This window comes from Kitasatospora sp. NPDC018058 (genome assembly GCF_044327205.1).
GTDB lineage: Bacteria > Actinomycetota > Actinomycetes > Streptomycetales > Streptomycetaceae > Kitasatospora.
In genome coordinates this window covers 357,881-384,615 of sequence record NZ_JBIRFA010000001.1, presented here as the reverse complement: position 1 = coordinate 384,615, position 26,735 = coordinate 357,881, and the positions used below count along the sequence as shown (strand labels likewise).

The window sequence follows — 26,735 nt, the reverse complement described above, 5'->3', positions numbered from 1 at the left end:
GGAACCGCTTGCTTTTCCCAGCACGCGATATATCGTCTTTAGAAGAGAACGCGATACATCGCGATCGCTGAACGGGAGGCGGCAGAGATGAGCCAGTGGACGATCGAGGGACCCGGCAGGACCACCGTGCCCGAGGAGGTGCGCGCGCTGCACGTCCGCGTCATCGACGGCTCGGTGAACGTGGTCGCGGCCGAGGGCCCGGCCCGCCTGGAGGTCACCGAGCTCAAGGGCGAGCCGCTGCACGTGACCCTGGTGGACGGCGTCCTGACGGTCACCTACAAGGACATCAACAGCTGGGGCGAGTTCGGCGACTGGATCAAGTCGGTCGGCTCGGTCCGCGCCTTCTTCGACTCCTTCAAGCGCAAGCGCTCCGTCGCGGTCACCCTGACCGTCCCGGCCGGCACCGAGGTCAAGGTCGGCACCGTGTCCGCCGACGCCACCGTCACCGGCGTCGAGGGCCACGTCTCGGTGCAGAGCGCCAGCGGCGACACCACCCTGGCCGGGCTGACCGGCCGGATCGACGCCAGCACCGTGACCGGCGACGTGGACGCCCAGGCGGTGGGCGGGCGGCTCAAGGTCAACAGCGTCTCCGGACAGCTCACCCTGATCGCCGGCACCGCCGACAAGGTCCAGGCCAACACCGTCACCGGCGCCGTCACCCTGGACCTCGACGTGGCCGGCGAGACCGACGTCAAGGTCAACACCGTCAGCGGCGCCGTCGTGGTCCGCATCCCCTCGCTGGCCGACGCCACCGTCGAGGCCGGCTCCACCAGCGGCGAGGTCTCCAGCACCTTCGACGAGCTGAAGATGAGCAGCACCTGGGGCGCCAAGAAGATCTCCGGCCAGCTCGGCGAGGGCCGCGGCAGCCTCAATGTCACCACCGTCTCCGGCGCGGTCACCGTGCTGCGCCGCCCCGAGCCCGAGGACGACGCCCCGGCAGTGGTCAGGGAGCTCCCGGCCGCCCCCGGCTCCGACACGCCCGGCTCCGACTCGCCCGCGGGGCCCGATCTCACCAAGGAGGCCTGAGATGACCCCCGTGTTCGGCCACGGCCGGCTCCGGCTCTACCTGTTGAAGCTGCTGGACGAGGCCCCTCGGCACGGCTACGAGGTGATCCGCCTGCTGGAGGAGCGCTTCCAGGGCCTGTACGCCCCCTCCGCCGGCACGGTCTACCCGCGACTGGCCAAGCTGGAGCAGGAGGGCCTGGTCAGCCACAGCACCGAGGGCGGCCGCAAGGTCTACCGGCTGACCGACGCCGGGCGCGCGGAACTCGAAGCCCGCCAGGGTGAGTTGGACGAGCTGGAGGTCGAGATCCACGACTCCGTGGCGCAGCTCGCCGGGGCGATCCGGGAGGACGTCCGGGACAGCGCCAAGGACCTGCGCGAGGAGCTCTGGCAGGCCGCCCGGCAGGCCCCCCGGCCGGACCGCGCCGAGGGCTCCGGCGACCCGTGGGCCGGCCCCTGGGGCGACAACGAGTCCTGGCAGCGCGCCAAGGATGAGTTCGCCCAGTTCAAGCGGCAGGCCAAGGAGCAGGCCAAGCGCGCCCGGGAGCAGGAGAAGGCCGCCAAGGCCAAGGCGAAGGCCGCCGAGGAGGAGGCCCGCCGGCTGCGCGAGCAGGCCAAGGCCTCCCGCACCGCCGCCCAGCAGGAGGCGCTGCGGATCAAGCGCCGGGTCGAGCAGCAGGTGCGCGAGCACGCCGCGAAGGGCGACTGGCCGACCGGGCTGGCCGAGGGCCTGTCCGAGCTGACCAAGGGCCTGGCCGGGCTGGCCGACGCGGCCCGCTGGGGCCAGCCCGCGGACGAGCCGGCCGAGAAGATCACGGTGACCCGGATCGACCTGGACAAGGACGGGGCCACCGCCCCCGCCGACCTGCCGGCGTGGACGCGCACCGACCCGGCCGAGGATCCGGCCCGCGAGTTGGAGCGGCTGCTCGACCGCTTCCGCGACCAGGTCCGCGACACGGCCCGGGACGGCGGGGTGAGCGCCGACGAGCTGGCCGAGGCCCGCTCGGTGCTGGGTGCGGCCGGCGAGCGGCTGAAGCGGCTGCTCGGCTGAGGCCGGCGGTCCCGACGGTCTCGGCCCGGTGCCCCCTTCGGGGGCGCCGGGCCGCCGGGTGCCAGGACCGCCGTACCTCAGGGGTTGAGCACGATCTTGCCGAAGACGTCGCCCTTGGCGAGCCGGGCGAAGCCGTCCCGGGCCTCGGTCAGCGGCAGCACCGAGTCGATCACCGGACGGACGCCGGTGGTCGCGCACAGCGAGAGCAGCCCGGCCAGCTCCTCCTTGGTGCCCATGGTCGAGCCGACCACCTTGAGCTCCAGGAAGAAGATCCGGTTCAGCTCGGTGGCGCTCGGGTTCGGGCCGGAGGTGGCACCCGAGATGACGATGGTGCCGCCCGGGCGCAGCGACTTCACCGAGTGCGACCAGGTCGCGGCGCCGACCGTCTCCATCACCGCGTCCACTCGGGCGGGCAGCCGGGCGCCGCTCTCGAAGGCCGCGTCCGCGCCGAGCTCGACCGCCCGGCGGCGCTTGGCCTCGTCCCGGCCGGTGACCCAGACCCGCAGGCCGGCCGCCTTGCCGAGGACGATCAGCGCGGTCGCCACCCCACCGCCGGCCCCCTGCACCAGGACGGTGTCACCGGGCTTGACCCCGGCGTTGGTGAACAGCATCCGGTAGGCCGTCAGCCAGGCCGTGGGCAGGCAGGCGGCCTCCTCGAAGCTCAGCTCGGCGGGCTTGGGCAGCAGGTTCCAGGTGGGCACGGCCACCTGCTGGGCGAAGGTGCCCTGGTAGCGCTCGGTCAGGATGGACCGGGGCTCGTTCGGGCCCACCCCGTGGCCGGTCTGGCCGATCACCGAGTGGATGACCACCTCGTTGCCGTCCTCGTCGACCCCGGCGGCGTCGCACCCGAGGATCATCGGCAGCTTCTCGGCGGGCAGCCCGACCCCGCGCAGCGACCACAGGTCGTGGTGGTTGAGGCTGGCGGCCTTGACCGTGACCACGCTCCACCCGGGGCGGGCCTGCGGCTCGGGGAGTTCGCCCAACTCCAGCCCGCTGAGCGGGTCGTCGGCGTCGATACGTGCGGCGTAGGCAGCAAACATGTCCCGGACGATAGCCGGGACGGCCGAGGCCGGGAACCACGCGTGGGTGTGACGCGCGTCCCGGCCTCAGGCTGTGACTCCCCCGCTCGCCTCCGGGCGCTCGAACCCGTTGCCGACGGTCGTCGCTCCGGCGCTCGGGGGGGCAGAATTCGCCGGATCGTCAGATCCGCGCCACGCCCTCGGCGCGGGCGGCCTCGGCCACCGCCTTGCTGACCGCCGGGGCGACCCGCTCGTCGAACGGCGAGGGGATGACCTTCTGCGGCGTCAGCTCGTCGGCCACCACGCCGGCCAGCGCCTTGGCGGCGGCCAGCTTCATGCCCTCGGTGATCCGCGAGGCCCGCACCTGCAGCGCGCCGGCGAAGATGCCCGGGAAGGCCAGCACGTTGTTGATCTGGTTCGGGAAGTCGCTGCGCCCGGTGGCGACGACCGCCGCGTACTTGTGCGCGACCTCGGGGTGGATCTCCGGGTTGGGGTTGGCCATCGCGAAGATGAACGCGCCCTCGGCCATCGTCGCGACGACCTCCTCCGGCACGGTGCCGCCGGAGACGCCGATGAACACGTCGGCGCCGGCCAGCGCGTCGGCCAGCGAGCCCTTCAGGCCCGAACGGTTGGTCAGCCCGGCGATCTCGGCCTTGACGTCCGTCAGGTCGCCGCGGCCCTCGTGGACCACGCCCTTGCGGTCGCAGACGGCCACGTCGCCGATGCCCGCCGCCAGCAGCATCTTGGCGATGGCGATGCCGGCCGCGCCCGCGCCGGAGATGACGGCCCGCAGCGAACCGATCTCACGGCCGGTCACCTCGGCCGCGTTCCACAGGGCCGCGGTGGTGACGATCGCGGTGCCGTGCTGGTCGTCGTGGAAGACCGGGATGTCCAGGGCCTCCTGCAGCCGGCGCTCGATCTCGAAGCAGCGGGGGGCGGAGATGTCCTCCAGGTTGACGCCGCCGAAGGACGGCGCCAGCCGCACCACGGTCTCGACGATCTCGTCGGCCTCGGTGCAGGCGAGCGCGATCGGCACCGCGTCCACGCCGCCGAACTGCTTGAACAGGATGGCCTTGCCCTCCATCACCGGGAGCGAGGCCTCCGGGCCGATGTCGCCGAGGCCCAGCACCGCGGTGCCGTCGGTGACCACCGCGACGGTGTTGGACTTCCAGGTGTAGTCGTTGACCAGCTCGGGCTGCTCGGCGATGGCCGTGCAGACCCGCGCGACACCGGGGGTGTAGGCGAGGGACAGGTCGTCCGCGTCGCGCACCGGCACGGTCGCCCGGATCTCCATCTTGCCGCCGCGGTGGAGCGCGAAAACGGCGTCAACCGGATCGTCGGTGTCCTGGGTGCTGCTGTGAATGATCTCCGCTGCCACGATGACCTCTTCGTCATTGATCTGGCGAGGTGCGCGGCCGACAGGACGACCCGTCCGGAAACCGGAAACCGGGTACGCCGAAGCGGACCCGGGGTCAGGGTCGGGGCGCCCGTCGGGTGGCGCCCTCGGATGAGGGTTTTATGGGGTCTTGTGTTGTCCGCGTTGTGCTACCGGGCCGAGCGTAAGTCGGACAAAGGCATCGCACCTATGCCTTTTCGTCCTCGTCACGTGCCGTTCATCGCCGTGCTGTCGCGTCAACCGGACCCGGCGTCGGAAGCGTCGGGCACCAACAACGGCAACGGCGTGAACGCACGCACACCCGCAGGAGTGAACGCAGACCCGGAGGGGAGTCGGTACCCCGGATACGGAGCCACGTGATGACTTCCGTTCCTGGGCACCCCGAGCCTGTCGGGGCTCGTCGGCCTGGTTCGAGCGTTCGGGGGTCACCCGGTACCGAATTCTGACACACCCGCCGCTGGGCCCGGCAGGGTGGGATGACAGGATCGCTTGTCCGCCGTTCGACGGACACCACCGCGACACCGGGGCGACCGCACGTCCCGCCCACAGGAGCCACCCTCATGCCTCACGTCCCCCAGGTCCGCCGTCCGGCCCTCACCGGAGCCGCACTGGCCGTCGCCGGAGCCCTGCTGCTCACCGGCTGCGGCGGCGACGGACAGGCCGCCGCGAGCGACCCGGTCAAGGACATCCGCGCCAAGCTGCCCAAGGCGCAGCGCTCGGCCGGGGTGCTGCGCATCGGCATGGACGTCAACTACGCGCCGGTGGAGTTCCGCGGCCAGGACGGCAAGCCGGCCGGCCTCGACCCGGAGATCGCCACAGCCCTCGGCAAGATCCTCGACGTGCGGATCGAGTTCGTGGACACCTCGTTCGACAAGCTGATACCGAGCCTGCAGGGCAAGCAGTTCGACGTGGCGATGTCCGCGATCAGCGACGTCCGCCAGCGCCGCGAGGGCCTGGACGAGAACGGCAAGCAGGTCAACCCGGGCGTGGACTTCGTGGACTACTTCATCGCCGGCGCCTCGATCGTCGTCCCGAAGGGCAACCCCAAGGGGATCAAGACCCTGGACGACCTGTGCGGCAAGACCATCTCCCTCCAGCAGGGCACCACCCAGGACGAGATCGCCACGCGGCAGGTGGCCGTCTGTGCCCGAACCGGCCGTCAGCTGACCGTGCACAAGTTCGACACCGACGCCAAGGCGCTGGCCGAGGTCGCCTCCGGCGCCGCCGCGGCCGGCGTGAACGACTTCCCGGTGGCCGCCTACGCGGCGAAGACCACCGACGGCGGCGGCCGCTTCGAGGTGACCGGCGCGCAGTCCACCTCCAACCCGTACGGGATCGCGGTGCGCAAGCAGGACACCGACCTGCGGGACGCCCTGGCCAAGGCGGTCGACCAGCTGATCCGCAGCGGCGACTACGACAAGATCCTCGGCAAGTGGAACGTGAGCGCCGGCGCGGCGCAGAACGCGGTGGTCAACGGGGGCATCTGAGCGGGGTCGGGCACTCCGGACCGGCGGACGGGCGAACGGGCGGACCCCGGCGGGCCTCCGGGCGGAGTGCGGAGGGATCTGCATACTTATACGCAGGGTGACAGGGGCACGCGATTCGTCCGAATAGCGGACGGCGCGGGCCCTTGTTATCCGATTTTGATCTGGATGAGGGCCACCTGACCGTCATCAGATGGCAGGATTCCCCCCATCTCGGATCGAGCCGACCACTGGTCGAGGCGGTTCCGGTCAACGTCCACCTCGGCGGAGGGTGGCGGAAAGCAGTACCCCGCACCACCCTGGGCGGCCCCCTGTGCCCAGGCAACTGCACCACCCCGGCACGCCCGTACGACGACGTACAGCGACATACCCATCCGTACGGCTCCGTACGGCCAGCTGCCCAGGGCGCCGCTCCCGCGGCGCGCTCCGCCCGATTTCTCTCCCCAGGAGGAGATCCCCCTCATGACCGCCCGTACCCAGCGCACCCGCCTCTTCGCGGCCGGCGTGGCCGCCGTGTCCGTCTCCCTCGTGCTGACCGGCTGCGGCAGCAGCAAGTCCTCGTCCGGCTCCTCCACCGGCGCCAACGCCAGCGTGACGGTCCCCGCCGTGGCCGCCGACCCGTCGCTGGCCGCCCTCGTCCCGGCCGACGTCAAGTCCGCCGGCAAGATCGTGGTCGCCACCGACGCCTCCTACGCGCCGAACGAGTTCAAGGACGACAAGGGCGCCATCGTCGGCATGGACGTCGACCTGGCCAACGCCATCGCCAAGAAGCTGGGCCTGACCGCCGACGTCCAGAACGCGACGTTCGACGCGATCATCCCGGGCATCACGGGCAACAAGTACACGATGGCCATGAGCTCCTTCACCGACACGAAGGAGCGCGAGGCGTCGGTCGACATGGTCACCTACTTCAGCGCCGGTACGGGCGCCGCGGTCAAGAAGGGCAACCCCGACAAGATCGACCCCACGGACCTGTGCGGCAAGAAGGTCGCCGTCCAGACCGGTACCACCCAGGCCGACGCGGTCAAGGACACCATCAACCCCGCCTGCGTCAAGGCCGGTAAGCCGACCGTCCCGAACGACGGCGACAAGTTCGACCTGCAGACCGACGTCACCCAGGCGCTGGTCTCCGGCCGCGACCAGGTCATGCTGGCCGACTCCCCGGTCGTCGACTACGCGATCAAGCAGACCAACGGGCAGCTGGAGAAGGTCGGCCAGGTGACCGACACCGCCCCGTACGGCGTCGTGCTGGCGAAGAACTCGCCGCTCTCCAAGGCCGTCCAGGGCGCCGTCCAGTCCCTGATGGCGGACGGCACCTACAAGAGCATCCTGGAGAAGTGGGGCGTGCAGGCGGGCGCGATCGACAAGTCCGTCGTCAACGGCGCCGCCAGCTGATTCCGCTGTTCTGAACACAACCCCTGAGGCCACACAGTGAACTCTTCCGACCAGGGGTCGGTGCACCCGGGACGGCCCGAATCCCTCAAGGCCGTCCCGGTCCGCCACCCCGGACGCTGGGTCGGGGCAGCAGTCGTCGCGCTCCTCGCGGCGATGCTGATCCACGCCCTCACCACGAATCCCCAGTTCCAGTGGGACGTCGTCGGCTCGTACCTCTTCGACTCCTCGATCCTGCACGGCCTCGGCGTCACCCTTGAGCTGACCTTCCTCTCCATGCTGATCGGCGTGTCGGGCGGCATCATCCTCGCGATCATGCGCCTGTCGCCGAACCCGGTGCTCTCCAGCACCGCCTGGTTCTACATCTGGGTCTTCCGCGGCACCCCGGTGCTGGTCCAGCTGCTGTTCTGGAACTTCCTGGGCACGCTCTGGCCCACCATCTCGATCGGCATCCCGTTCGGCCCGGCCTTCTGGTCCCAGCCGACCAACGAGGCGATCCCGCTGTTCGTCGCCGCCCTGCTGGGCCTGGGCCTCAACGAGGCCGCGTACATGGCGGAGATCGTCCGCGGCGGCATCCAGTCCGTGCCGCTCGGCCAGACCGAGGCCGCGCACGCGCTGGGCATGAGCCAGTTCACCACCATGCGGCGGATCATCCTGCCGCAGGCGATGCGCGTGATCATCCCGCCGACCGGCAACGAGACCATCTCGATGCTGAAGACCACCTCCCTGGTCTCGGCGATCTCCCTGGAGGAGCTGCTCCGGGCCGGTCAGAACATCTACTCGCGCACCTTCCAGACCATTCCGCTGCTGATCGTCGTCAGCATCTGGTACCTGCTGCTGACCTCGATCCTCACCGTGGTCCAGTACTACATCGAGCGCTACTACGCGCGCGGCGCCAACCGGGTGCTCCCGCCCACGCCGCTGCAGCGACTGCGCCGGCTGTTCGCCGGCAAGCCCGTCCCGCCGGCCAAGGGCGACGTGATCACGGGCCTCGAAGGAGGTGGCCACGTATGACCGACCTGACCAAGCCCCAGGCGGACGCCCGACCCGTACCGATGGTCGAGGCGCAGGGCGTGCGCAAGTCCTACGGCCTGGTGGAGGTGCTCAAGGGCATCGACCTGGAGGTCAAGAAGGGCGAGGTGTTCGTCCTGGTCGGCCCGTCCGGGTCCGGCAAGTCGACCTTCCTGCGGTGCATCAACCACCTGGAGAAGATCAACGGCGGCTTCCTCTCGGTGGACGGCGAACTGGTCGGCTACCGGATGAAGGGCGACCGGCTGCACGAGCTGAGGGACCGCGAGGTCGCGCAGAAGCGCCGGGACATCGGCATGGTGTTCCAGCACTTCAACCTCTTCCCGCACATGACCGCGCTGGAGAACGTCATAGAGGCGCCGGTGCAGGTCCGCAAGGAGACCAAGGCCGCCGCCAAGGAGCGCGGGATGGCCCTGCTGGAGCGGGTGGGCCTCGCCGACAAGGCGAACAACTACCCCTCGCAGCTCTCCGGCGGCCAGCAGCAGCGCGTGGCCATCGCCCGCGCACTGGCCATGAAGCCCAAGCTGATGCTCTTCGACGAGCCCACCTCGGCGCTCGACCCGGAGCTGGTCGGCGAGGTGCTGGACGTCATGCGCGGCCTGGCCGAGGAGGGGATGACGATGATCGTCGTCACCCACGAGATGGGCTTCGCCCGCGAGGTCGGCGACGCGCTGGTGTTCATGGACGGCGGTGTGGTGGTCGAGTCCGGCAACCCCCGCGAGGTGCTCACCAACCCCCAGCACGAACGCACCCGGGCCTTCCTCTCCAAGGTCCTCTGAGCCCGTACGATCGGCGCCCGGCAGGCGGTTTCCTGCCGGGCGCCGCCGTTTTCCCCCATCAGGTAATAGGCTGGAAGCAGTCAGCCCGTTACCGAAATCTCTGGAAGGACCGCCGTGGAGCTCGCCTCCTACGCCGATCTCGCCGTTCGGCTGGTGAACACCGAGGAACCCGAGCGCGGCACCGACACGCTGACCTCCGTGGACGCGGTGCGCACCCTGTTCTCCGACTCCTCCCGGGCCGCCGCGCTCGCCGACGAGTCCGACGTGCCCCGGCTGCGGGCCGTGCGGACCAGGCTGCGCGGGGTGTTCGAGGCCGCCGCCGAGGGCGACGAGGTCCGGGGCGTCGACCTGCTGAACAGCCTGCTGATGGAGTACCCCGTCAGCCCGCTGGTCTCCGGGCACGACTACCTGGACGACGCCGGCCGGCCACGCTGGCACCTGCACCTGGCCGACAACTCACCGACCGCCACCGCGCACTTCAGCGCGGTCGCCTGCATGGGCCTGGCCGTCCACCTCACCGAGCTGGGCGCCGACCGGCTCGGCATCTGCCAGGCCGCGCCCTGCCGCAACGCCTACCTGGACACCTCGACCAACCGCTCCCGCCGCTACTGCTCGGACCGCTGCGCGACCCGCGCCAACGTGGCCGCCTACCGGGCCCGCAAGCGGCAGGAGGCCGAGGCGGCGCTCAGCGCCACGGACCAGAGTCCCTAAACCTCCTCCACCCAGACCCCGAGCCGGCGGGCCAGGCCCGGCACCCGGGCCAGCCGGGGGCTGAGCAGCAGCCGCTCCAGCCGCCGGCCCGGCGCCAGCCAGGCCGGGCTCGGGCGCAGCCGCAGCAGCACCCGGCCGAGCACCAGGTCGTCCGGGACCGGCCCGTAGCTGCGGCTGTCGCTGTCCACCGGGCGGTTGTCGGACAGCAGCCACCAGCCCTTCGGACGGCGCTCGGCGGCCCGCTTCACCACCAGCAGGTCCTGCTGGAAGGGGTGCCGGAACAGCACCACCGCGCCCGGTCGGATCGGCGCGCCGTAGCGGACCAGCAGCTGGTCGCCCTCGCGCAGGGTCGGGATCATCGACGGACCCGCCACGTCGACCAGCCCGAACGGCACCGCGCCGCCTCCCGCGCCGCCCTCCGGCTCCGTACTCCGCGCCACGACTCCTCCTCCCGGACCGCCCGCCCCCAGTCTGCCGCACGGACCGTCACCCGTTCGATGTCCGGATTACCCCGGTTCCGGGTCCGCCTTTTGCCCTAGGCCCACCGCCCGATCGCGAAACCCCGAGGACGGAAGGGTAATCTCGGGCGCGGGAAGACGATCTAAGGAAGGACTCCCATGTTCTCTCGTCTGTTTGCACCGCGCGCCACCGCTCACGCCCACTGCGACCTGCCCTGCGGCGTGTACGACCCGGCGCAGGCCAAGCTTGAGGCCGAGTCGGTCAAGGCCACCCAGGAGAAGTACCAGGCCAACGAGGACCCGCACTTCCGCGCCCGCGCCATCATCATCAAGGAGCAGCGCGCCGAGGCCGTCAAGCACCACATCTCGGTGCTGTGGAGCGACTACTTCAAGGCCCCGCACTTCGAGAAGTACCCGCAGCTGCACAAGCTGATCAACGACACCCTGAAGGCCGCCTCGGCCGCCAAGGCGTCCACCGACCCGGCCACCGGCCAGGCCCTGCTGGACCTGATCGCCGAGGTCGACAAGATCTTCTGGGAGACCAAGCAGGCCTGAGCCTGACGCGTCGCCACCCGGCCGCCCCCGTCCGCCCGTCGGACGGGGGCGGTCGTGCGTTCACGCCCGATCCGCACTGGGCAAGGGCTGCCTGGCCTGAGTGACTGTTATGCCGCCAGGGCGTCCGAGGGGGAAGTCCGGTGTGAATCCGGCGCTGACCCGCAACGGTGAGCGCGGCCCCGGGGACACCCCCGCGTCCGTGCCAGCCCGATCGCCCTCGGCCGCTGAACTCCCGACAACTCGCCGTGGACTGCGAGGGGGAAGGCGCCCGGGCACGCCCCGGCCGGCGCCCGCCCCGGCACGCCCGCGGCCCGAGGCAAGGCGCGGCCCCACGTGGACAGAACGTCACCCGTTCGCCGAACACCCACGCTCCCCCTCGCCGCCGGCCTGCTGCTCCCCCTGGTCTGCGGGGTCGCGCTCGGCGCCTCCGGGATCGAACTCCCCCACGTACGCCATCGCCTGATGGGCCGGCTGCCGCACCGCCGCGGCATGGGCGGCCCGACCGCCGAGGACCGACGGCGCTGCACCGCGGCGCTGCGCCGGGTACGGGCCGAACACCTCGCCGGCGCGGCTCCCTGAACCTGTCCGGCGGCGAGAAGCAGCGGGTGCTGATCGCCCGCGCCCTCGTCCAGGAGCCCCGGCTGCGCGACCCCGAGGTGATCGTGATCAACGACTACGCGACCCCCGGCGCCGAGGAGAAGCGGCGGTTCCTGAAGTCCTTCCCGGCCGCTGGCCGACGTCTCCGCGATCAGGAACGACCGGATCGTCGTGCTGGACTACGTCGACCTGGTCGAGAGCCCGCGCAACCCGGCCGCGATCAGCACCCTGGCCGACTACCTGCGCACCGTCCCGGCCCGCTGACCGGCCCGGATCGCGCTCCTCCGGTCGGGCGTACGCTCAGAGGTACGAGCCGACGGACCCCGACCGGAGGAGCGAGATCATGACCACCACGGCGGCGCCGTCCGCCTTCGACACCCGGGCACTGCGCGAGGGCATCGAGCGCTGCGACGCCGAGGCCCTGCTGGCTCTGTACGCCGAGGACGCCGAACTGCGCGTGGTCGACCGCAAGACCCAGCCCAGCCACCCCCTGGTGATGCACGGGCGGGACGAGATCGGCGCCATGCTGAGCGACATCTACGGCCGCGAGATGACCCACAAACTGGAGCAGGTGGTGGTCCAGGGCGACCACGTCGCCTTCCTGGAGTCCTGCCGCTACCCCGACGGCGTGCGGGTGCTGATGTCCTCGATGGCCGACCTGCGGGACGGCCGGATCGTCGACCAGACCTCGATCCAGGCCTGGGACGAGACCGGGCCCGAGCAGTAGGCTCGCGGCATGATCCGCACCGCCGTCGCCACCGACGTCCCCGTCATCCTGGCCATGATCCGCGAACTCGCGGAGTACGAGAAGGCCCCGCGGGAGGCGGTGGCCACCGAGGAGCAGCTGCGCGAGGCGCTGTTCGGCGCCGCCCCGGCGCTGTTCGGCCTGATCGCCGAGGACGACGACACCGGCGAGCCGGTCGGCTTCGCGGTCTGGTTCCTCAACTTCTCGACCTGGCGCGGCACCCACGGGATCTACCTGGAGGACCTCTACGTCCGCCCGCAGGCCCGCGGCGGCGGCCACGGCAAGGCGCTCCTGCTGGAGCTCGCGCGGATCGCCGTCGAGCGCGGCTACGCGCGGGTGGAGTGGTCGGTGCTCGACTGGAACCAGCCGTCGATCGACTTCTACAAGTCGCTCGGCGCGGTTCCGATGGACGAGTGGACCGTCTACCGGCTCACCGGCGAGGCACTGACCGCCGCCGGCAGTCGTTAGAAGTCGCTAGAAGTCGCTAGAAGTCGCTAGAAGTCGTTAGAAGTCGCTGAGAAGTCGTCGAACGGACCGGTGAGTACGGGCAAAGCCCCTGCCACCCAGCGTCGCAATGCCTTACCATGAGTAACTCTCGCACCGGGGTGCGGGGCACGAACGGCGATGGCGGATCATCGGCATCGACACCCCTTCGAGTGGTGGCAAGGCGCCCCTCAACGGGTAGCACAGGTACCAACCAAGCACAGCGCGTCACCCAGGAGGCAAGGGTGTCCCAGATCGACAGCGATCTCGGAGTACAGGACTTCGTGGAGGTCCGGCTGCCCGCGGCGGGGGCCTACCTCTCCGTGCTGCGAACAGCGACGGCCGGGCTCGCGGCCCGGCTGGACTTCACCCTCGACGAGATCGAGGACCTGCGGATCGCGGTGGACGAGGCCTGCGCCATCCTGCTCCAGCAGGCGGTGCCCGGCTCCGTGTTGTCCTGCGAGTTCCGCCTGGTCGGCGACTCGTTGAAGGTGACCGTCGCCGCTCCCACCACGGACGGCAAGGCGCCCGAGCGGGACACCTTCGCGTGGACCGTGCTCTCCGCCCTGGCCGGCGAGGTCGACTCCTCGGTCGGCGAGGACAACACCGTGTCGATCAGCCTGCACAAGAAGCGCGGCGGGTCCGTCGCCCACTAGCCGGGCCCCGAGCAGCACCCTGCAAGGGCCGTCCGTCGTTCCCCCATCGGGGCCCGACGGGCGGCTCCCGGTACCGCCCCAGGCGGTACGACCAACGAGACGATACCGAGGCCGACGGCCCCGGTGCTCCCGGAACGGAACGGGGGAATGGCCGTGAGTGATCTGGACCGTACCGGCCTCGCGACGGCGGGCCCTGCCGTACCGACCCAGGCGAGCGTTCCCGGCCTCGCCGCCAACGACGAAGCGCACCCGAAGGACGCCCACCGGATGAGCCACCCGACCGAGCCGACGTCTGAGCCGACGCCCGCTTCCCCGCCCTCGCCGGTCCCGGTGGACGGGGCCGCGGAGCTGCACGGCGCCGTGCCTGCCCAGGGTTCGCACCGCACCGGCGCCCCGGACCGGGAGGCCGCCCGCGCGCTCTTCGTCCGACTGTCCGCACTGCCCGAGGGCTCCCCGGAGCGCGTCGAGCTGCGCAACCAGCTGGTGCGGATGCACATCCCGCTGGTCGAACACCTGGCCCGGCGCTTCCGGAACCGGGGCGAGCCGCTGGACGACCTGACCCAGGTCGCCACCATCGGTCTGATCAAGTCGGTGGACCGCTTCGACCACGAGCGCGGGGTCGAGTTCTCCACCTACGCGACGCCGACCATCGTCGGCGAGATCAAGCGGCACTTCCGCGACAAGGGCTGGGCGGTGCGCGTCCCGCGCCGTCTGCAGGAGCTGCGGCTGTCGCTCACCACGGCGACCAGCGAGCTCTCCCAGCGGCACGGCCGCTCCCCTACGGTGCACGAGCTGGCCGAGCACCTGGGGATCTCCGAGGAGGACGTCCTGGAGGGCCTGGAGTCCGCCAACGCGTACTCCACGCTGTCCCTCGACGTACCGGACAGCGACGACGAGTCGCCGGCCGTGGCGGACACCCTGGGCGCCACCGACGAGGCGCTGGAGGGCGTCGAGTACCGCGAGTCGCTCAAGCCGCTGCTGGCCCAACTGCCGCCCCGCGAGCAGAAGATCCTGGTGCTGCGGTTCTTCCGGAACATGACCCAGTCGCAGATCGCCGCCGAGGTGGGGATCTCCCAGATGCACGTGTCCCGGCTGCTGGCGCGCACTTTGGCCCAGCTGCGGGAGAAGCTCCTGGTGGAGGAGTAGGACTGACGGCCGCTCAGCTCCGGCTCGGCGGCCGTCCGGCACGCTTCAGGACAATCGGCGGCCCGGTGCGCTCAGCCCTCGTGCCGGGTGTACAGGGCCGCCGTCGACTTCGGGTTCAGCAGCGAGCCGATGCCCACCAGGCCGAGCAGGCCCACCACCACGCCGACCGCGATCATCGCGCCGCCGCTCTGCACCATGTAGTAGGCGATCGGCAGGCAGATCGAGTTGGTCAGTACGGCCGGGCTGCGGCCCCAGCGGCGCTCCTTGAGCAGCGCGCGGGCGGCCAGGACCGGCAGCACGCCGAGCAGCACGATGACCAGGCCGCCGAACTCGTTCAGGGCCAGCTGCTTGGCCTGGCCGGACAGCGCGGACACCATGTCCGAGACACCGACGACGGCCAGCGCGGCGCCCTCCAGGGCGGTGATGGCGGCGCCCAGGGTGAGCGAAACCGGGCGAGCGGGTGCGGGTACGGGGGTTTCTGCGGTCACTCCAGCAGGGTAGCCGCCGCGTGGTCCGTACCGACCCGTAGGCTTTCCCCATGCGCGCTCTCCTGGTCGTGAACCACAAGGCCACCACCACCAGTGGCCGGACCAGGGATGTGCTGATCCACGCCCTGCGCAGCGACCTCAAGCTGGAGGTCGCCGAGACGCAGTACCGGGGCCACGCGCGTGACCTGGCCCGCGAGGCGGCGCAGGACGGCACGGTCGACCTGGTGGTGGCGCTGGGTGGCGACGGCACCGTCAACGAGGTGGTGAACGGGCTGATGACGCACGGCCCGGGCGACAAGGTCCCGCGACTGGCCGTGGTGCCGGGCGGTTCGACCAATGTCTTCGCCCGCGCCCTGGGCCTGCCCAACGACCCGGTGGAGGCCACCGGGGCCCTGCTCGACGCGCTGGAGCACGGACGCGAGCGGCCGGTCAGTCTGGGCAAGGCGATGACCGACGGGCTGCCGGACCGCTGGTTCACCTTCACCGCCGGCCTGGGCTTCGACGCCGGGGTGGTCGGCCGGGTCGAGGAGCAGCGCCGGGCGGGCCGCAAGTCCACCCACGCCCTGTACGTCGGGCAGGCGATCCGGCACTTCTTCACCCAGCGTGAGCAGCGCCGCAGAGGCCCGGTGACCCTGGAACTGCCGGGCCACGAGGCCGTGCCGGGCCTGGTCCTGGCGATAGTCAGCAACACCTCGCCGTGGACCTTCCTCGGCAACCGTCCGGTCTACCCCTCGCCGCTCGCCTCCTTCAACACGGATCTCGACGTCTTCGGCATCACCCTGATGACCGCGTTCGGTACGGCTCGAACGATCCGTCAGATCCTGCGGTCGTACGCACCTTCGAATGACGGCGCCCCGCTGGCCGGCCCGTCCGGAAAGCACGTCGTCTCCTATCACGACGTCAGACACTTCACCTTGGTTTCCCAGGAACCCGCCCCGTTCCAGGTCGACGGGGACCATCTTGGAGACCGGAGTCGCGTCAGTTTCACAGGCGTACGGCGGGCACTGCGTGTGATTGTGTGACCGGAAGCGGGGTTCGCCCTTCTTCTCGAACGCACAAGCCCCCTTCACTCCATCGAAGTACTGGCTGTGAGCTAGGCGACACCGAAGAATCAAAAATTCCTCCCCGAAGGGGGTTGTATCCGAGCCTGAGGTTTGCGAACCTCTACATGGCGATCGGGACACATCGCAGCGACGGCAACTCCGGAACCACAGGAGCGCCGACCGCGGAGTGCCCCTCGAATCGCCGAATCCCCCCCAGTACAGACCGCCCGGGCCCGGTGGGCCTTTGGTCTCTTTTGCTGTTGTGGGATTCGTGAAAGCGTTCACATTCACAAGCCATTCGATTATGCCGATCGGGCCACCCCGCGGCAGGAGGAGTTGGACGACCATGGACTGGCGCCACCGCGCTGTCTGCCGCGAAGAGGACCCGGAGCTGTTCTTCCCGATCGGGAACACCGGTCCTGCTCTGCTGCAGATCGAGGAAGCCAAGGCCGTGTGCCGCCGCTGTCCGGTGATGGAGCAGTGCCTCCAGTGGGCTCTCGAGACCGGCCAGGACGCCGGCGTCTGGGGCGGCATGAGCGAGGACGAGCGTCGCGCGATGAAGCGCCGTGCCGCCCGCAACCGCGCCCGCACCGCCTGATCAGCCCCGTCTGATCACACGCCGTAGCACCGGCGATAACCGCAGTACCGATCAACACATGATCAAAGGCTTCCCTGCACCTCCTGGTGAAGCCTTCCGCACAAAGGGCCTTGCCGGGCAAGGTCCCGCGACACCGGGCCGTCCAGCCACTTGATACTGTTCACTTAGAGCAATATTGTGGAGCTGTGGCGCTCACCGTGTGCAACGCACCGGCGAGGTGTCGCATCACCCAGAGCCCCCGTTCCGGCCGACTCCCCCCGACGGCCGGAACGGGTTGAGAGGCCCTGTCGACCCACCCCCCCCGGTCGACAGGGCCTCGTTTCTGTTTCCGCACCCATTCCGCGCCCGCTTCCGCGCCCGTTCGCGCGCCCGGCCGTGAGGGCTTGCGGAGTGTGCATCCGGCGCTCCCACCGAACGCACGCCCCCACCGGGCGCCCCGACGCAACGCATTCCCGGCGGACCGGGACCCCGGCGGCTCAGCGGACCGGGATCTCCAGGATCACCTTGGTGCCGCCGTTCGGGCCGGCCACCATGTCGAAGGTCCCGCCGAGTTCGCCGGTGGCCAGCGTCCGCACGATCTGCAGACCGAGGTTGCCCGCCGTCTTCGGGTCGAAGCCCTCCGGCATGCCCCGGCCGTCGTCCTGCACGGTGATCAGCAGGTACTCCTCCGGCCGGGCGCCGCCGTTCCAGCTGTCCGACCAGCCCATGCCGGTCGCCGGGGCCCGTCCGCGCAACGCGCTCACCTCCAGGTTCCCGGAGGCGGTCGGGCCGAAGGCGTGCTCCAGGGCGTTCTGCAGCAGCTCGGTCAGCACCATCGACAGCGGGGTGGCCACCTCGGCGGAGAGGATGCCGAAGCTGCCGGTGCGGCGGGTCGCCACCCGGCCGTCCTGGGACAGCTCCATCACCATCGCCAGCACCCGGTCGGCGATCTCGTCGAAGGCCACCTGCTCGTCCAGCGCCTGGGAGAGCGTCTCGTGCACGATCGCGATCGAGCCGACCCGGCGCACCGCCTCGTCCAGCGCGGCCCGGCCGGACTCCGACTCCATCCGGCGGGACTGCAGCCGCAGCAGGGCGGCGACGGTCTGCAGGTTGTTCTTCACCCGGTGGTGGATCTCCCGGATGGTGGCGTCCTTGGTCATCAGCTCGCGGTCGCGGCGGCGCAGCTCGGTGACGTCCCGGCAGAGCACCAGCGAACCGGTCAGGGAACCCTTGGGCTTGAGCGGGATCGCCCGCACGGTCACCACTCCCCCCTGCGCCTCCACCTCGGTCTGCCGGGGCGCCCAGCCGCTGGCCAGCTTCACCAGCGCCTCGTGGACGGCCGAGCGGGACGGCGGGGCGAGGTCGGCGGTGGTCCGGCCGAGGTGGCTGCCGACCAGGTCGGTGGTGAGGCCGAGCCGGTGGTAGGCGGACAGGGCGTTGGGGCTGGCGTAGGTGACGATGCCGTCCGCGTCCAGCCGGATCAGGCCGTCGCCGACCCGGGGCGCGGCATCCATGTCGGCCTGCTCGACGCCGGGGAACGGGAAGCTGCCGGCCGCGATCATCTGGGCCAGGTCGGAGGCGCTCTGCAGGTAGGTGAGCTCCAGTCGGCTGGGGGTGCGGACGGTCAGCAGGTTGGTGTTGCGGGCGATCACCCCGAGCACCTTGCCCTCGCGCCGGACCGGGATGGACTCGACCCGGACCGGGACCTCCTCGCGCCACTCCGGGTCGCCCTCGCGCACGATCCGCCCCTCGTCGAAGGCGGCGTCCAGCAGCGGGCGGCGCCCGCGCGGGACGAGGTGGCCGACCATGTCGTCCTGGTAGGAGGTGGGGCCGGTGTTGGGCCGCATCTGCGCCACCGAGACGTAGCGGATGCCGTCCCAGGTGGGGATCCACAGCACCAGGTCGGCGAAGGAGAGGTCGGAGAGCAGCTGCCACTCCGAGACCAGCATGTGGAGCCATTCCACGTCGGCCCCGGTGAGGGTGGTGTGGCGGCGGACGAGTTCGTTCAACGAGGGCACATGGCGAGGGTAGCGCCGCCGGTCGGGGCCGGGCGCGGCGGACCGGGGCGGGGCCGGCCCTCTCAGCAAGTTGTTTAGACCAATTTACGGGGAGGCCTGGACAACCAAGATTGGTCTAGTCCACAATGAAAGGGCACCAAGGAGAGGCCCATCGCGCAACCGCCCTGACCGCGCGCGGCCCCTCCTCGGTCGGACGCCGCTGAGCGAGGACCCCGCACAGTCCTCGGTCGATCCCGGTGCCCGACGACAGCTCCGGGCTGCGGTGCCGCACGGGTTGAGGGTCCCGTGTCGGCGCCGTGGCCCGTAGTGCTTTCCAGGCTCCTCGTCGAAACCATGTTCCGCCGCTCGAAGAACCGGCTCCCTGTCCACAGCCTGTGGACGGGGAGCCGGTTCAAGCGGGCGAGTCGCGGCGAGCGGGCGAGTCGCCGCCCCGAGCCGAAGGGGCGCGCCGGTGCCGAAAGGGAGAAGCGAGGAGGCCCGAGGAACGAGGGCATCGGAGCGACGACCGTCGGCACCGGGTCGGAGCGCCCCGGAGGCGAGCGGGCGAGTAACCGCCTCAGCGGGTCTCGGTGACCTTGGCCAGGGCGCGCGGGGCGTCCGGGTCCTGGCCGCGGGCGATGGTGACCTCGTAGGCCAGCTGCTGCAGCGGCAGGATCTCCAGGATCGGCTGGACCTCCTCGGGCACGCCGGCCGGCAGCCCGAATCCCGCCGAGGCGGCGTCCACCTCGGCCTGCTGGCCGATCACCACGAGGTCCGCGCCGCGCCCGCGCAGGCGGTCCAGCACCGGCTGCAGGGCCTCGCCGCCCTTGCCGTCCGGGACGATCGCGATCACCGGCGAGACGTTGTCCACCATGGCCAGCGGGCCGTGCAGCAGGTCGGCGCCGGAGAACGGGGTGGCCGGGATGTACGTGGTCTCCATCAGCTTGAGCGCCGCCTCGCGGGCGGTCGGGTAGCCGTACCCGCGCGAGGTGATGACCAGGCGCTGGGCGAAGCGGTAGCGCTCGGCCAGCGCCTTCACCTCGGTCCGGCGGTCCAGCACGCCGGCGGCCAGGGCCGGCAGCTCCTTGGCGGCCGAGCCGTCCCCGCCGCGCAGGCCCTCGACCAGCAGGTAGAGCGCCAGCAGCTCGGCGGTGTAGGTCTTGGTGGCCGGCAGCGCCTTCTCCGGCCCGGCCAGCACGTCGATGTGGAACTCGGAGACCTCGGCCAGCGGGGAGTCGGGGTTGTTGGTGACGGCGAGGGTGATCGCCCCGGCCTCGCGGGCGGCCTTGGTGGAGGCCACCAGGTCGGGCGAGCCGCCGGACTGGCTGACGGTGACGACCAGGACGTCGGTGAGGTCCGGCTTGGCACCGTACGCGGTGGTGGTGGACATCGAGGTCAGGCCGGCCGGCTTGCCGAGCAGGATCTCGATCAGGTACTTGGCGTAGAGCGCGGCGTTGTCGGACGTGCCGCGCGCGGTCAGCAGGACGAAGCGGGGGCTGCGGGCGGCGATCTGGGCCGCGATGTCGCGGATCTTCGGGGCACCCTCGTCGAGGATGCGCTGGAGGACGGCCGGCTGCTCGGCCATCTCCGCCGCCATGATCCGGCCGGGAACGGGGTCGGTCTGCGGGTCGGACATCTGGATCTGCCTCCGATGAGATGGGTTCACCCCGCCCGGACAGTTGCCCGACGGGGACCTCTACGGCGGCGAGTCCGCACACTCGCTGCGGTTTTCCTGGATTCCTGGCGCAATCCTACGAGGGCGCCCACCGCCGGGCACCCCCGAACCGCACCGCCCGCACGCCCCTCCCGGGGGAGGGCGCGGGCGCGCGGGCGGGGGCGGGTCGACGCCGGGAGAACGGGACGGGCCCGCCATGCGACGTGCGCATGGCGGGCCCGTCGGCCGACGCCTCCCGGACCGGACCGGACCGGTGACGCCTCGTCGATCGTTTCAGCCGATCGCTCCCGGCTGCCCGGTGAGCACCTCCACGGCCGCCAGTCCGCAGACCCGGGCGGCGCCGTGGGTGGCGATGTGGAGCGCGCCGACCGGCTCGGACTGGGGCAGCCCCATCTCCACCACCGCGGCGTCCGGCCGGGCCGCCACCAGGCGGGTCAGCGCGGCGGACATCCACGCGTGCCGGTGCGCGTCGCGGACCACCAGCACCAGGCGGCGGCCCTCGGCGCCGGCCACCAGCTCGGCGACCAGGGCGTCCAGCAGCTCCGGGGCGGCCTCGGCGGCCGACACCTCGCGGGTGCGGGTACCGGGGAAGCGGTCGGCCAGCATGCCGGCCACGCCCCACGGGGTGACGTCGCCGACCGCGATGTTCGGCTCGTCCGAGAACGAGGCCACGTACGGGCGCTCGCTCACCGGCAGCACCTCGCGGTCCGGCGCCCGGACCACCCTCAGCGCCCGGCGGGCGGCCCGCAGGCCGACCGCGAGGTCCGGCTCCGGCCGCTCGCCCTGGGCCGAGATCCGGCCCCAACTGCCCAGCGCCCGAACCCGGTCGGCGGCGTCCGCCAGCCGCTCCTCGGTGAGCCCGCCGGAGCGCACGCCCGCCACGATGGCGTCGCGCAGCATCAGCACGGTCTCCTCGTCGGCCAGCCCGCCGCCGACGCAGATCGCGTCCGCGCCGGCCGCCAGCGCCAGCACGGTGCCCTCGCCCATGCCGAAGGTGTCGGCGATGGCGCCCATCTCGATCGCGTCGCTGACGATCAGGCCCTGGTAGCCGAGGCCGCCGTCGGCCGGGGCGGCGCGCAGCAGGTCGCGCAGCACCGTCGGGCTCAGCGTGGCCGGCAGCTTCGGGTCCAGCGCCGGGATCATGATGTGGGCGGTCATCACGGCCTTGGTGCCGGCCGCGATCGCGGCCTGGAACGGCACCAGGTCGCGGGCGCGCAGGACGTCCAGGTCGACGTCGATGACCGGCAGGCCGTGGTGCGAGTCCACCGCGGTGTCGCCGTGGCCGGGGAAGTGCTTGGAGCAGGCGGCCACGCCCGCCGACTGCAGGCCCTCGACCCAGGCGGCGGTGTGCCGGGCGCACAGCTCCGGGTCGGCGCCGAAGGAGCGGACGCCGATGACCGGGTTGCGCGGGTTGGAGTTGACGTCCGCGGTGGGCGCCCAGTTGTAGTTGACGCCGGCCGCGGCCAGCGCCCGGCCCAGCTCGCGGGCGACGTCCCGGGTCAGCGCCGGGTCGTCGATCGCGCCGAGCGCCAGGTTGCCGGGCCAGGACGAGCCGGAGCCCGCCTCCAGCCGGGTGACGTCGCCGCTCTCCTCGTCGATGGCGATCAGGAGGTCGGGGTTCTCCGAGCGCAGTGCCCGGGTGAGCGTGGAGAGCTGGTCGAGGTCGACCACGTTGCGGTCGAACAGGGCGACCGAGCCGAGCCCGGCGGCCAGGTGACGGCGCAGCCAGGCCGGCGGCTCGGTGCCGACGAAGCCGGGCTGCAGGACGGTCAGGGCGTCGCGGTGCAGCTGGTCGCTGTCCGGGGCGGTGGGAACGAGGATGCTCACGTTGGCTCAGCCCTTCACGGCGCCGTCGGTCAGACCGCCGACCGCCTTGCGCTGCAGGAAGACGAACAGGATCAGCACGGGGATGGCGAACATCGTGGAGGCCGCCATGGTGGCGCCCCAGTCGTTGCCGAAGGCGGTCTTGAAGGAGGACAGCCACAGCGGGAGGGTCTTGCCGTCCTCCTTGTTCAGCCACAGGACGAGCGGGAACTCGTTCCACGCCGTGATGAAGCCGAACAGCGAGGTCGACATCAGGCCCGGGGCCAGCAGCGGGAAGATCACCTTCACGAAGGCCTGGCTGCGGGTGCAGCCGTCCACCATGGCCGACTCCTCCAGTTCCTTCGGCACCGCGGCGATGAAGCCGCGCAGCGTCCAGATGGTGAAGGGCAGGATCATCATCATGTAGAAGAACGTCAGCGGCACCAGGCTGTTCAGCAGGTCGTTGTCGCGGGAGATCATGTAGACGCCGATGGTCATGACCTCCCAGGGCGCCATCTGCGCCGCCATGATGACCAGCACGAAGGTCTTGCGGCCGCGGAACTTCATCCGGGCGATCGCGAAGGACGCCAGGGTCGCGATCGCCAGCGAGATCAGCACCGCGCCGACCGTGACGGTGACGCTGTTGACCACGTACGTCCAGAAGTCGGGCGCGTCGACCGCCGTGGTGAAGTGCTGGAAGGTCCCGTCGAAGGGGATGAAGACCGGCGTCTTGCTGATGATGTCGCGGTCCTGCTTGAACGCGGTCGCGATCATCCAGTAGACGGGGAAGATGAAGAAGACGATGAGGACGACCGCGATCACGTTCGGCCAGGCACGTCCGAAGAGAGAGCGCCTCACAGCTCGTCCTCCTGCTTGATCATGATGCGGAAGTAGTAGGCCATCAGCACGCCCAGCATCAGGATGGTGAGCACCGCGATCGCGGCGCCGACGCCGTAGTGCTGGCTGCCCGAGCCCTCCAGGAAGGCGTGCACGGGCAGGGTCCGGGTGAGCTTCTCCGGGCCGCCGCCGTTGATCGCGTAGATCTGGGTGAAGGACTTGAAGACCCAGATGACCTCGAGGAAGGTCGTGGCCAGGAAGAACGGCTTCAGGTTGGGGAAGATCACCGAGCTGAAGATCTTCAGGGAGCCGGCGCCGTCCATCCGGGCGGCCTCGTAGAGCTCCTTCGGAATGGTGGTCAGTCCGGCGTACATGTTGAACGCCACGAACGGGATCGACATCCAGACGATCAGCAGGATGACGACGAAGAACGTCGAGTACTCGTCGCTCATCCAGTTGTAGTGCGCCATCGAGTGCCAACCCAGCCGGTCCAGGAACCAGTTGACGACGCCCCACTGCTCATCGAACAGCCAGGTGTAGACGGTGGTCGCGGCGACCACCGGCATGGCCCAGGCCATCAGCAGCGCGATCGACAGCGCCAGCCGCATCCGCTTGCCGAGGTGGTTGAGCAGCAGGCCGGTCAGGGTGCCGCCGACCATGATCAGCACCACGTTGACCAGGGTGAAGGCGACGGTGCGCCCGGTGACCGCCCAGAACTCCGGGTCGGTCAGCTGCTCCTTGTAGTTGTCGAAGCCGGTCCACTCGGTCAGATGCATGACCAGCTGGCGCCGGTTGAGGTTCTGGAACGACAGCAGGACGGTCTTCAGCAGCGGCCAGCCCAGCAGGGCGATGGTCGCCACGGTGGCCGGCAGCAGCAGCAGGTACGGGGCGAGGCGGGAGCCGAGTCCCGGTCCGCCCGCGGATCCGGTGCGCTTCGGCATGGCGCCACCGGCCCCGCCGCCGGCGGCACCGGTGTCGATACCGGCCACAACAGCCTCCCCTGGCTCCGGGGACCGTGTCCGCACCCGCTCCGAATGCACAGCCATCGTTCTCACTTCCTCACAACCCGGCCACGACGGACAGGCGTCGCCCACCGGTCCCCGCCGGGAGCCGGTGAGCGACGCCGCTCATGCACTACTGCTTCTCGTTGAGCCGCTTGGCGATCTCGTCGTCGTACTTCTTGGCGGTGGCCGCGTAGTCGCCACCCTGCAGGACGGCGGTCAGGAAGTCCTTGATCGGGTTCGGCTTGTTCTCGACGCTGGCCCAGCTCGGGGTGTTCGGGGTGATCCCGCCGACCGCGGTGGCCGCCTGGGCGGCCTTCGCGAACTCACCGCTGAGCTGGCTGTTCAGCGCCGGCTTGTTCGGGATGTCCCCGGCCGCGGCGACCATGCCCTCGTTCTTGTCGTTGAGGGCGATCTTCAGGAAGTCCTTCGCCATCTCGGTGTTCTTGCTCTGCGAGGCGATCGCGAGGTTCGACCCACCGATGAAGACGCCGGAGGGCTTGTCGGCGGTCTTGCCCGGGATCGGGAAGAAGCCGATCTTGTCCTTGGCCATGGTCTTCTCGTCCGGGAGCTCCCAGCCGAGGGCGATCATGGTGCCGATGTCACCCTTGCCGAAGACGTCCTTCTGCTGCGGGGTGGCCTCGTCCTTGTCCTTCGGACCGGTCGTGGAGTAGCCCTGCAGCTTCTTGTAGGTCTCGAAGGCCTTCTGCGCCTCGGGCGAGGAGAGGCCGCCGACCCACTTGTCGCCGTCCTTCTTGGCGATCTTGCCGCCCTCGCCGGTGAGCAGACCGAAGTAGGTGTACCACTCCTGGCCCGGCAGGTAGATCGGGTCGGTGACGCCCGGGGTGGCCTTCAGCTTGTCCAGGTCGGCGTAGAACTCGTCCAGGGTCTTCGGCGCGTCGGTCAGGCCGGCCTTGGCCCACAGGTCCTTGTTGTAGGCGACCACGCGGTTGGAGACCCACCACGGGGCGGCGTACTGCTTGCCGTCCAGCATCGCCGCTTCGTTCTGGTTGGCGGCCCAGGCGTCGCCGCCCAGCGCGGACTTGTCCTTGGTGATGTCCAACAGACCGCCCGAGGCGGCGTAGCCGGCGGTCTGGGTGTTGCCCAGCTCCAGGACGTCGGCCGAACCCTCGGACAGCGCGGCGGTGATCTTCGGGCCGATGTCGGTCCACTCCTGGGCCTGGAAGTCGACCTTCGAACCCGGGTAGGTGGTCTCGAACTCGGTCTTGACCGAGTCGGTCCAGCCCTTGGGGGCCGAGCCGGTCATGATCCACACCTTGAGCGTCTTGCCCTTGTACTTGTCGGCGGCCGAGGCGGAGGACGACTTCGAGCCACCGTCCTTCTCGCCGTCCGAGCCGCAAGCCGCCAGACCGACGACCATTGCCGCGACGCCGACCGCCGCGATGAGCTGACGCTTCACGCCATCCTCCTGAGGGATGCCTGGGTTACCCCCGTCGGGCGGCAGCGGCAGACCCACGCGAAGCGGGAGAACAGGTGCCGCGGACCCCTGCGAACGGGTGGGGGATTCATCGTTGCCGGCCTAGTGGTGTAGACCAGATGCCTGGAGCTTGGCCTAGACCAATGGGCCTGTCAACGGCTGCTCGACCGATCTCGACCACCCGTTATCAAGCCGACACCGCACATCGTTCATCGCGTGATGAGGTATTCGTTGCGCTGCCATACATGCAACGATGTGACCCGTTAACGATGTGGCGGGGCTGTAAAGGGCCCCGCGAGGAGCGGGAGAACAGGTCCGATGAGCAGCGACGGGGGAACCACCGCCCAGGCCGACGACCCCGAGGTGAAGAACGTCCCGACGCAGGCCGGCGCCGACCCGACCGCGCGCGTCCCCAAGTACTACGGCCTCAAGCGCCACCTCCTCCAGCTGACCGAGACCCAGCCCGCCGGCACCCCGGTCCCGCCCGAGCGGGCGCTCGCCGCCCAGTTCGACACCTCGCGCACCACCGTGCGCCAGGCCCTGCAGGAGCTGGTGGTCGAGGGCCGGCTGGAGCGCATCCAAGGCAAGGGCACCTTCGTGGCCAAGCCCAAGGTCGCCCAGGCCCTGCAACTGACCTCCTACACCGAGGACATGCGCGCCCAGGGCCTGGAGCCGACCTCCCGGCTGATCGAGATCGGCTACATCACCGCCGACGACCGGCTCGCCCCGCTGCTGGACATCAAGCCCGGCGGCCGGGTGCTGCGGATCGAGCGGCTGCGGCTGGCCAACGGCGACCCGATGGCCATCGAGGTCGCCCACCTGTCCGCCAAGCGCTTCCCCGCCCTGCGGCGCAACCTCGCCAAGCACAACTCGCTGTACGCGGCGCTGCGCGAGGTGTACGGGGTCACCGTGGCCGAGGCCGAGGAGACCATCGAGACCACCCTGGCCAACCCGCGCGAGGCCGGACTGCTCGGCTCCGACCTCGGCCTGCCGATGCTCCAGCTGTCCCGGCACTCCTTCGACGCCGAGGGCGACCCGGTCGAATGGGTCCGCTCGATCTACCGCGGCGACCGCTACAAGTTCATCACCCGGCTGAAGCGCCCGGAGTAACCGTCCGGGGCACTCCTCCGGGGTACTCCTCGGGGAGCGATCGCCCTCCCCCTTTCGGGCCCTCTTCGCACCACGGGCACCGGCGCACGCGACCAGCGCGCCGGTGCCCGTCCGCGTCACGGCGGCGACGGACTTCGGTCGACTACGTCCGGCTGGTGGGAAGTTCCGTCATTTCCGGTGACATGGATCACCCCATGCTCTAGATTGCGCAGCCGTACTGACTGCTGATCACCGATGGTGCTGCTCGGCGGGCTCACGGGGGT

The 26,735-nt window shown here is 70.7% G+C and carries 26 protein-coding genes, 1 pseudogene and 1 riboswitch; of the genes and pseudogenes, 17 read left to right on the top strand and 10 right to left on the bottom strand.

Features of this window, described 5'->3' with window-relative positions:
* Positions 1 to 87: 87 nt before the first annotated feature.
* A complete protein-coding gene (locus ACH4E7_RS01740; protein WP_396247001.1) occupies positions 88 to 1,026 on the top strand; it encodes a DUF4097 family beta strand repeat-containing protein in 939 nt (312 codons plus the stop codon).
* 1 nt (position 1,027) lies between these two features.
* The gene (locus ACH4E7_RS01735; RefSeq protein ID WP_396247000.1) at positions 1,028 to 2,053 is read left to right on the top strand and encodes a PadR family transcriptional regulator; all 1,026 of its coding nucleotides are present in this window, start codon (positions 1,028 to 1,030) and stop codon (positions 2,051 to 2,053) included.
* Between the two features lie 77 nt (positions 2,054 to 2,130).
* On the opposite strand, the gene ACH4E7_RS01730 is transcribed toward ACH4E7_RS01735, so the two are convergent.
* Both ACH4E7_RS01730 and ACH4E7_RS01725 read right to left on the bottom strand, forming a co-directional pair.
* Positions 2,131 to 3,093 carry a zinc-binding dehydrogenase gene (locus tag ACH4E7_RS01730; protein ID WP_396246999.1) on the bottom strand — a complete coding sequence of 321 codons (963 nt, stop codon included), beginning with the start codon at positions 3,091 to 3,093 and terminating at the stop codon, positions 2,131 to 2,133.
* A 160-nt stretch (positions 3,094 to 3,253) separates the two neighbouring features.
* Positions 3,254 to 4,450 carry an NADP-dependent malic enzyme gene (locus tag ACH4E7_RS01725; protein WP_396246998.1) on the bottom strand — a complete coding sequence of 399 codons (1,197 nt, stop codon included), beginning with the start codon at positions 4,448 to 4,450 and terminating at the stop codon, positions 3,254 to 3,256.
* Positions 4,451 to 5,028: 578 nt separating this feature from the next.
* Between ACH4E7_RS01725 and ACH4E7_RS01720 the strand changes: the two genes are divergently transcribed.
* The 5 genes from ACH4E7_RS01720 to ACH4E7_RS01700 all read left to right on the top strand — a co-directional run bounded on the left by ACH4E7_RS01720 (position 5,029) and on the right by ACH4E7_RS01700 (position 9,863).
* On the top strand, positions 5,029 to 5,955 hold the full coding sequence (locus ACH4E7_RS01720) for an ABC transporter substrate-binding protein (protein ID WP_396246997.1): 927 nt from the start codon (positions 5,029 to 5,031) through the stop codon (positions 5,953 to 5,955).
* Positions 5,956 to 6,414: 459 nt separating this feature from the next.
* Positions 6,415 to 7,347, top strand: a complete 933-nt coding sequence (locus ACH4E7_RS01715) for an ABC transporter substrate-binding protein (protein ID WP_396246996.1) — start codon at positions 6,415 to 6,417, stop codon at positions 7,345 to 7,347.
* 36 nt (positions 7,348 to 7,383) lie between these two features.
* Positions 7,384 to 8,358: an amino acid ABC transporter permease gene (locus ACH4E7_RS01710; protein WP_396246995.1), complete on the top strand. Its 975-nt coding sequence runs from the start codon at positions 7,384 to 7,386 to the stop codon at positions 8,356 to 8,358.
* A complete protein-coding gene (locus ACH4E7_RS01705; RefSeq protein ID WP_396246994.1) occupies positions 8,355 to 9,152 on the top strand; it encodes an amino acid ABC transporter ATP-binding protein in 798 nt (265 codons plus the stop codon). The genes ACH4E7_RS01710 and ACH4E7_RS01705 overlap by 4 nt, the downstream gene beginning before the upstream one ends.
* Positions 9,153 to 9,266: 114 nt before the next feature.
* Positions 9,267 to 9,863 (top strand): CGNR zinc finger domain-containing protein, encoded by a 597-nt coding sequence (locus ACH4E7_RS01700; protein WP_396246993.1) that lies wholly within the window; start codon positions 9,267 to 9,269, stop codon positions 9,861 to 9,863.
* Here the strand turns inward: ACH4E7_RS01700 and sodX are convergent.
* Positions 9,860 to 10,222 (bottom strand): nickel-type superoxide dismutase maturation protease, encoded by a 363-nt coding sequence (sodX, locus tag ACH4E7_RS01695; RefSeq protein WP_396247145.1) that lies wholly within the window; start codon positions 10,220 to 10,222, stop codon positions 9,860 to 9,862. The genes ACH4E7_RS01700 and sodX overlap by 4 nt on opposite strands.
* Before the next feature lie 258 nt (positions 10,223 to 10,480).
* Here sodX and sodN point away from each other — a divergent pair, with 258 nt between their 5' ends.
* From sodN to ACH4E7_RS01660, 7 genes and pseudogenes are all read left to right on the top strand, one after another.
* Positions 10,481 to 10,876: a superoxide dismutase, Ni gene (gene sodN / locus ACH4E7_RS01690; RefSeq protein ID WP_030057980.1), complete on the top strand. Its 396-nt coding sequence runs from the start codon at positions 10,481 to 10,483 to the stop codon at positions 10,874 to 10,876.
* A 101-nt stretch (positions 10,877 to 10,977) separates the two neighbouring features.
* A riboswitch (cobalamin riboswitch) is annotated at positions 10,978 to 11,110 on the top strand.
* Positions 11,111 to 11,209: 99 nt separating this feature from the next.
* Positions 11,210 to 11,455: a hypothetical protein gene (locus ACH4E7_RS01685; RefSeq protein ID WP_396246992.1), complete on the top strand. Its 246-nt coding sequence runs from the start codon at positions 11,210 to 11,212 to the stop codon at positions 11,453 to 11,455.
* 65 nt (positions 11,456 to 11,520) lie between these two features.
* A pseudogene (locus tag ACH4E7_RS01680) lies at positions 11,521 to 11,737 on the top strand (iron transporter); the annotation flags it as partial.
* Positions 11,738 to 11,816: 79 nt separating this feature from the next.
* Entirely contained in the window at positions 11,817 to 12,200 is a 384-nt protein-coding gene (locus ACH4E7_RS01675; protein ID WP_396246991.1) for a nuclear transport factor 2 family protein, read from the top strand.
* A gap of 9 nt (positions 12,201 to 12,209) precedes the next feature.
* On the top strand, positions 12,210 to 12,686 hold the full coding sequence (locus ACH4E7_RS01670; protein ID WP_396246990.1) for a GNAT family N-acetyltransferase: 477 nt from the start codon (positions 12,210 to 12,212) through the stop codon (positions 12,684 to 12,686).
* A gap of 260 nt (positions 12,687 to 12,946) precedes the next feature.
* Complete coding sequence (locus ACH4E7_RS01665; protein WP_355671522.1) at positions 12,947 to 13,357, top strand: anti-sigma regulatory factor; 411 nt, start codon at positions 12,947 to 12,949, stop codon at positions 13,355 to 13,357.
* A 153-nt stretch (positions 13,358 to 13,510) separates the two neighbouring features.
* Positions 13,511 to 14,503 carry an RNA polymerase sigma factor SigF gene (locus ACH4E7_RS01660; RefSeq protein WP_396246989.1) on the top strand — a complete coding sequence of 331 codons (993 nt, stop codon included), beginning with the start codon at positions 13,511 to 13,513 and terminating at the stop codon, positions 14,501 to 14,503.
* Positions 14,504 to 14,574: 71 nt separating this feature from the next.
* Here the strand turns inward: ACH4E7_RS01660 and ACH4E7_RS01655 are convergent, their stop codons facing one another.
* A complete protein-coding gene (locus ACH4E7_RS01655; protein WP_396246988.1) occupies positions 14,575 to 14,991 on the bottom strand; it encodes a hypothetical protein in 417 nt (138 codons plus the stop codon).
* 50 nt (positions 14,992 to 15,041) lie between these two features.
* On the opposite strand from ACH4E7_RS01655, the gene ACH4E7_RS01650 reads away from it, so the two are divergent.
* Both ACH4E7_RS01650 and ACH4E7_RS01645 read left to right on the top strand, forming a co-directional pair.
* The gene (locus ACH4E7_RS01650; RefSeq protein WP_396246987.1) at positions 15,042 to 16,013 is read left to right on the top strand and encodes a diacylglycerol/lipid kinase family protein; all 972 of its coding nucleotides are present in this window, start codon (positions 15,042 to 15,044) and stop codon (positions 16,011 to 16,013) included.
* A gap of 367 nt (positions 16,014 to 16,380) precedes the next feature.
* Positions 16,381 to 16,632 carry a WhiB family transcriptional regulator gene (locus tag ACH4E7_RS01645; protein WP_014138019.1) on the top strand — a complete coding sequence of 84 codons (252 nt, stop codon included), beginning with the start codon at positions 16,381 to 16,383 and terminating at the stop codon, positions 16,630 to 16,632.
* A 476-nt stretch (positions 16,633 to 17,108) separates the two neighbouring features.
* On the opposite strand, the gene ACH4E7_RS01640 is transcribed toward ACH4E7_RS01645, so the two are convergent.
* The 6 genes from ACH4E7_RS01640 to ACH4E7_RS01615 all read right to left on the bottom strand — a co-directional run bounded on the left by ACH4E7_RS01640 (position 17,109) and on the right by ACH4E7_RS01615 (position 25,344).
* Positions 17,109 to 18,629, bottom strand: a complete 1,521-nt coding sequence (locus ACH4E7_RS01640; RefSeq protein WP_396246986.1) for a sensor histidine kinase — start codon at positions 18,627 to 18,629, stop codon at positions 17,109 to 17,111.
* A gap of 556 nt (positions 18,630 to 19,185) precedes the next feature.
* Positions 19,186 to 20,244 carry an SIS domain-containing protein gene (locus ACH4E7_RS01635; protein ID WP_396246985.1) on the bottom strand — a complete coding sequence of 353 codons (1,059 nt, stop codon included), beginning with the start codon at positions 20,242 to 20,244 and terminating at the stop codon, positions 19,186 to 19,188.
* Positions 20,245 to 20,556: 312 nt separating this feature from the next.
* Positions 20,557 to 22,110 carry a glycoside hydrolase family 3 protein gene (locus ACH4E7_RS01630; protein ID WP_396246984.1) on the bottom strand — a complete coding sequence of 518 codons (1,554 nt, stop codon included), beginning with the start codon at positions 22,108 to 22,110 and terminating at the stop codon, positions 20,557 to 20,559.
* A 6-nt stretch (positions 22,111 to 22,116) separates the two neighbouring features.
* The gene (locus tag ACH4E7_RS01625; RefSeq protein WP_396246983.1) at positions 22,117 to 22,944 is read right to left on the bottom strand and encodes a carbohydrate ABC transporter permease; all 828 of its coding nucleotides are present in this window, start codon (positions 22,942 to 22,944) and stop codon (positions 22,117 to 22,119) included.
* A complete protein-coding gene (locus tag ACH4E7_RS01620; RefSeq protein WP_396246982.1) occupies positions 22,941 to 23,969 on the bottom strand; it encodes a carbohydrate ABC transporter permease in 1,029 nt (342 codons plus the stop codon). The genes ACH4E7_RS01625 and ACH4E7_RS01620 overlap by 4 nt, the downstream gene beginning before the upstream one ends.
* Before the next feature lie 88 nt (positions 23,970 to 24,057).
* Positions 24,058 to 25,344 carry an extracellular solute-binding protein gene (locus ACH4E7_RS01615; protein WP_396246981.1) on the bottom strand — a complete coding sequence of 429 codons (1,287 nt, stop codon included), beginning with the start codon at positions 25,342 to 25,344 and terminating at the stop codon, positions 24,058 to 24,060.
* Between the two features lie 336 nt (positions 25,345 to 25,680).
* Here ACH4E7_RS01615 and ACH4E7_RS01610 point away from each other — a divergent pair, with 336 nt between their 5' ends.
* Positions 25,681 to 26,472, top strand: a complete 792-nt coding sequence (locus tag ACH4E7_RS01610) for a GntR family transcriptional regulator (protein ID WP_396246980.1) — start codon at positions 25,681 to 25,683, stop codon at positions 26,470 to 26,472.
* Positions 26,473 to 26,735: the final 263 nt, after the last annotated feature.

What these genes read in the sequence shown, in the direction of transcription:
- ACH4E7_RS01740 (WP_396247001.1), top strand. Translation starts at nt 88, where the DNA reads ATGAGCCAGTGGACGATCGAGGGACCCGGCAGGACCACCGTGCCCGAG.
- ACH4E7_RS01720 (WP_396246997.1), top strand. Translation starts at nt 5,029, where the DNA reads ATGCCTCACGTCCCCCAGGTCCGCCGTCCGGCCCTCACCGGAGCCGCA.
- ACH4E7_RS01715 (WP_396246996.1), top strand. Translation starts at nt 6,415, where the DNA reads ATGACCGCCCGTACCCAGCGCACCCGCCTCTTCGCGGCCGGCGTGGCC.
- ACH4E7_RS01645 (WP_014138019.1), top strand. Translation starts at nt 16,381, where the DNA reads ATGGACTGGCGCCACCGCGCTGTCTGCCGCGAAGAGGACCCGGAGCTG.
- ACH4E7_RS01735 (WP_396247000.1), top strand. Translation starts at nt 1,028, where the DNA reads ATGACCCCCGTGTTCGGCCACGGCCGGCTCCGGCTCTACCTGTTGAAG.
- ACH4E7_RS01610 (WP_396246980.1), top strand. Translation starts at nt 25,681, where the DNA reads ATGAGCAGCGACGGGGGAACCACCGCCCAGGCCGACGACCCCGAGGTG.
- ACH4E7_RS01650 (WP_396246987.1), top strand. Translation starts at nt 15,042, where the DNA reads ATGCGCGCTCTCCTGGTCGTGAACCACAAGGCCACCACCACCAGTGGC.
- ACH4E7_RS01670 (WP_396246990.1), top strand. Translation starts at nt 12,210, where the DNA reads ATGATCCGCACCGCCGTCGCCACCGACGTCCCCGTCATCCTGGCCATG.
- ACH4E7_RS01635 (WP_396246985.1), bottom strand. Translation starts at nt 20,244, where the DNA reads ATGTCCGACCCGCAGACCGACCCCGTTCCCGGCCGGATCATGGCGGCG.
- ACH4E7_RS01620 (WP_396246982.1), bottom strand. Translation starts at nt 23,969, where the DNA reads ATGGCTGTGCATTCGGAGCGGGTGCGGACACGGTCCCCGGAGCCAGGG.
- ACH4E7_RS01675 (WP_396246991.1), top strand. Translation starts at nt 11,817, where the DNA reads ATGACCACCACGGCGGCGCCGTCCGCCTTCGACACCCGGGCACTGCGC.
- ACH4E7_RS01705 (WP_396246994.1), top strand. Translation starts at nt 8,355, where the DNA reads ATGACCGACCTGACCAAGCCCCAGGCGGACGCCCGACCCGTACCGATG.
- ACH4E7_RS01730 (WP_396246999.1), bottom strand. Translation starts at nt 3,093, where the DNA reads ATGTTTGCTGCCTACGCCGCACGTATCGACGCCGACGACCCGCTCAGC.
- sodN (WP_030057980.1), top strand. Translation starts at nt 10,481, where the DNA reads ATGTTCTCTCGTCTGTTTGCACCGCGCGCCACCGCTCACGCCCACTGC.
- sodX (WP_396247145.1), bottom strand. Translation starts at nt 10,222, where the DNA reads ATGATCCCGACCCTGCGCGAGGGCGACCAGCTGCTGGTCCGCTACGGC.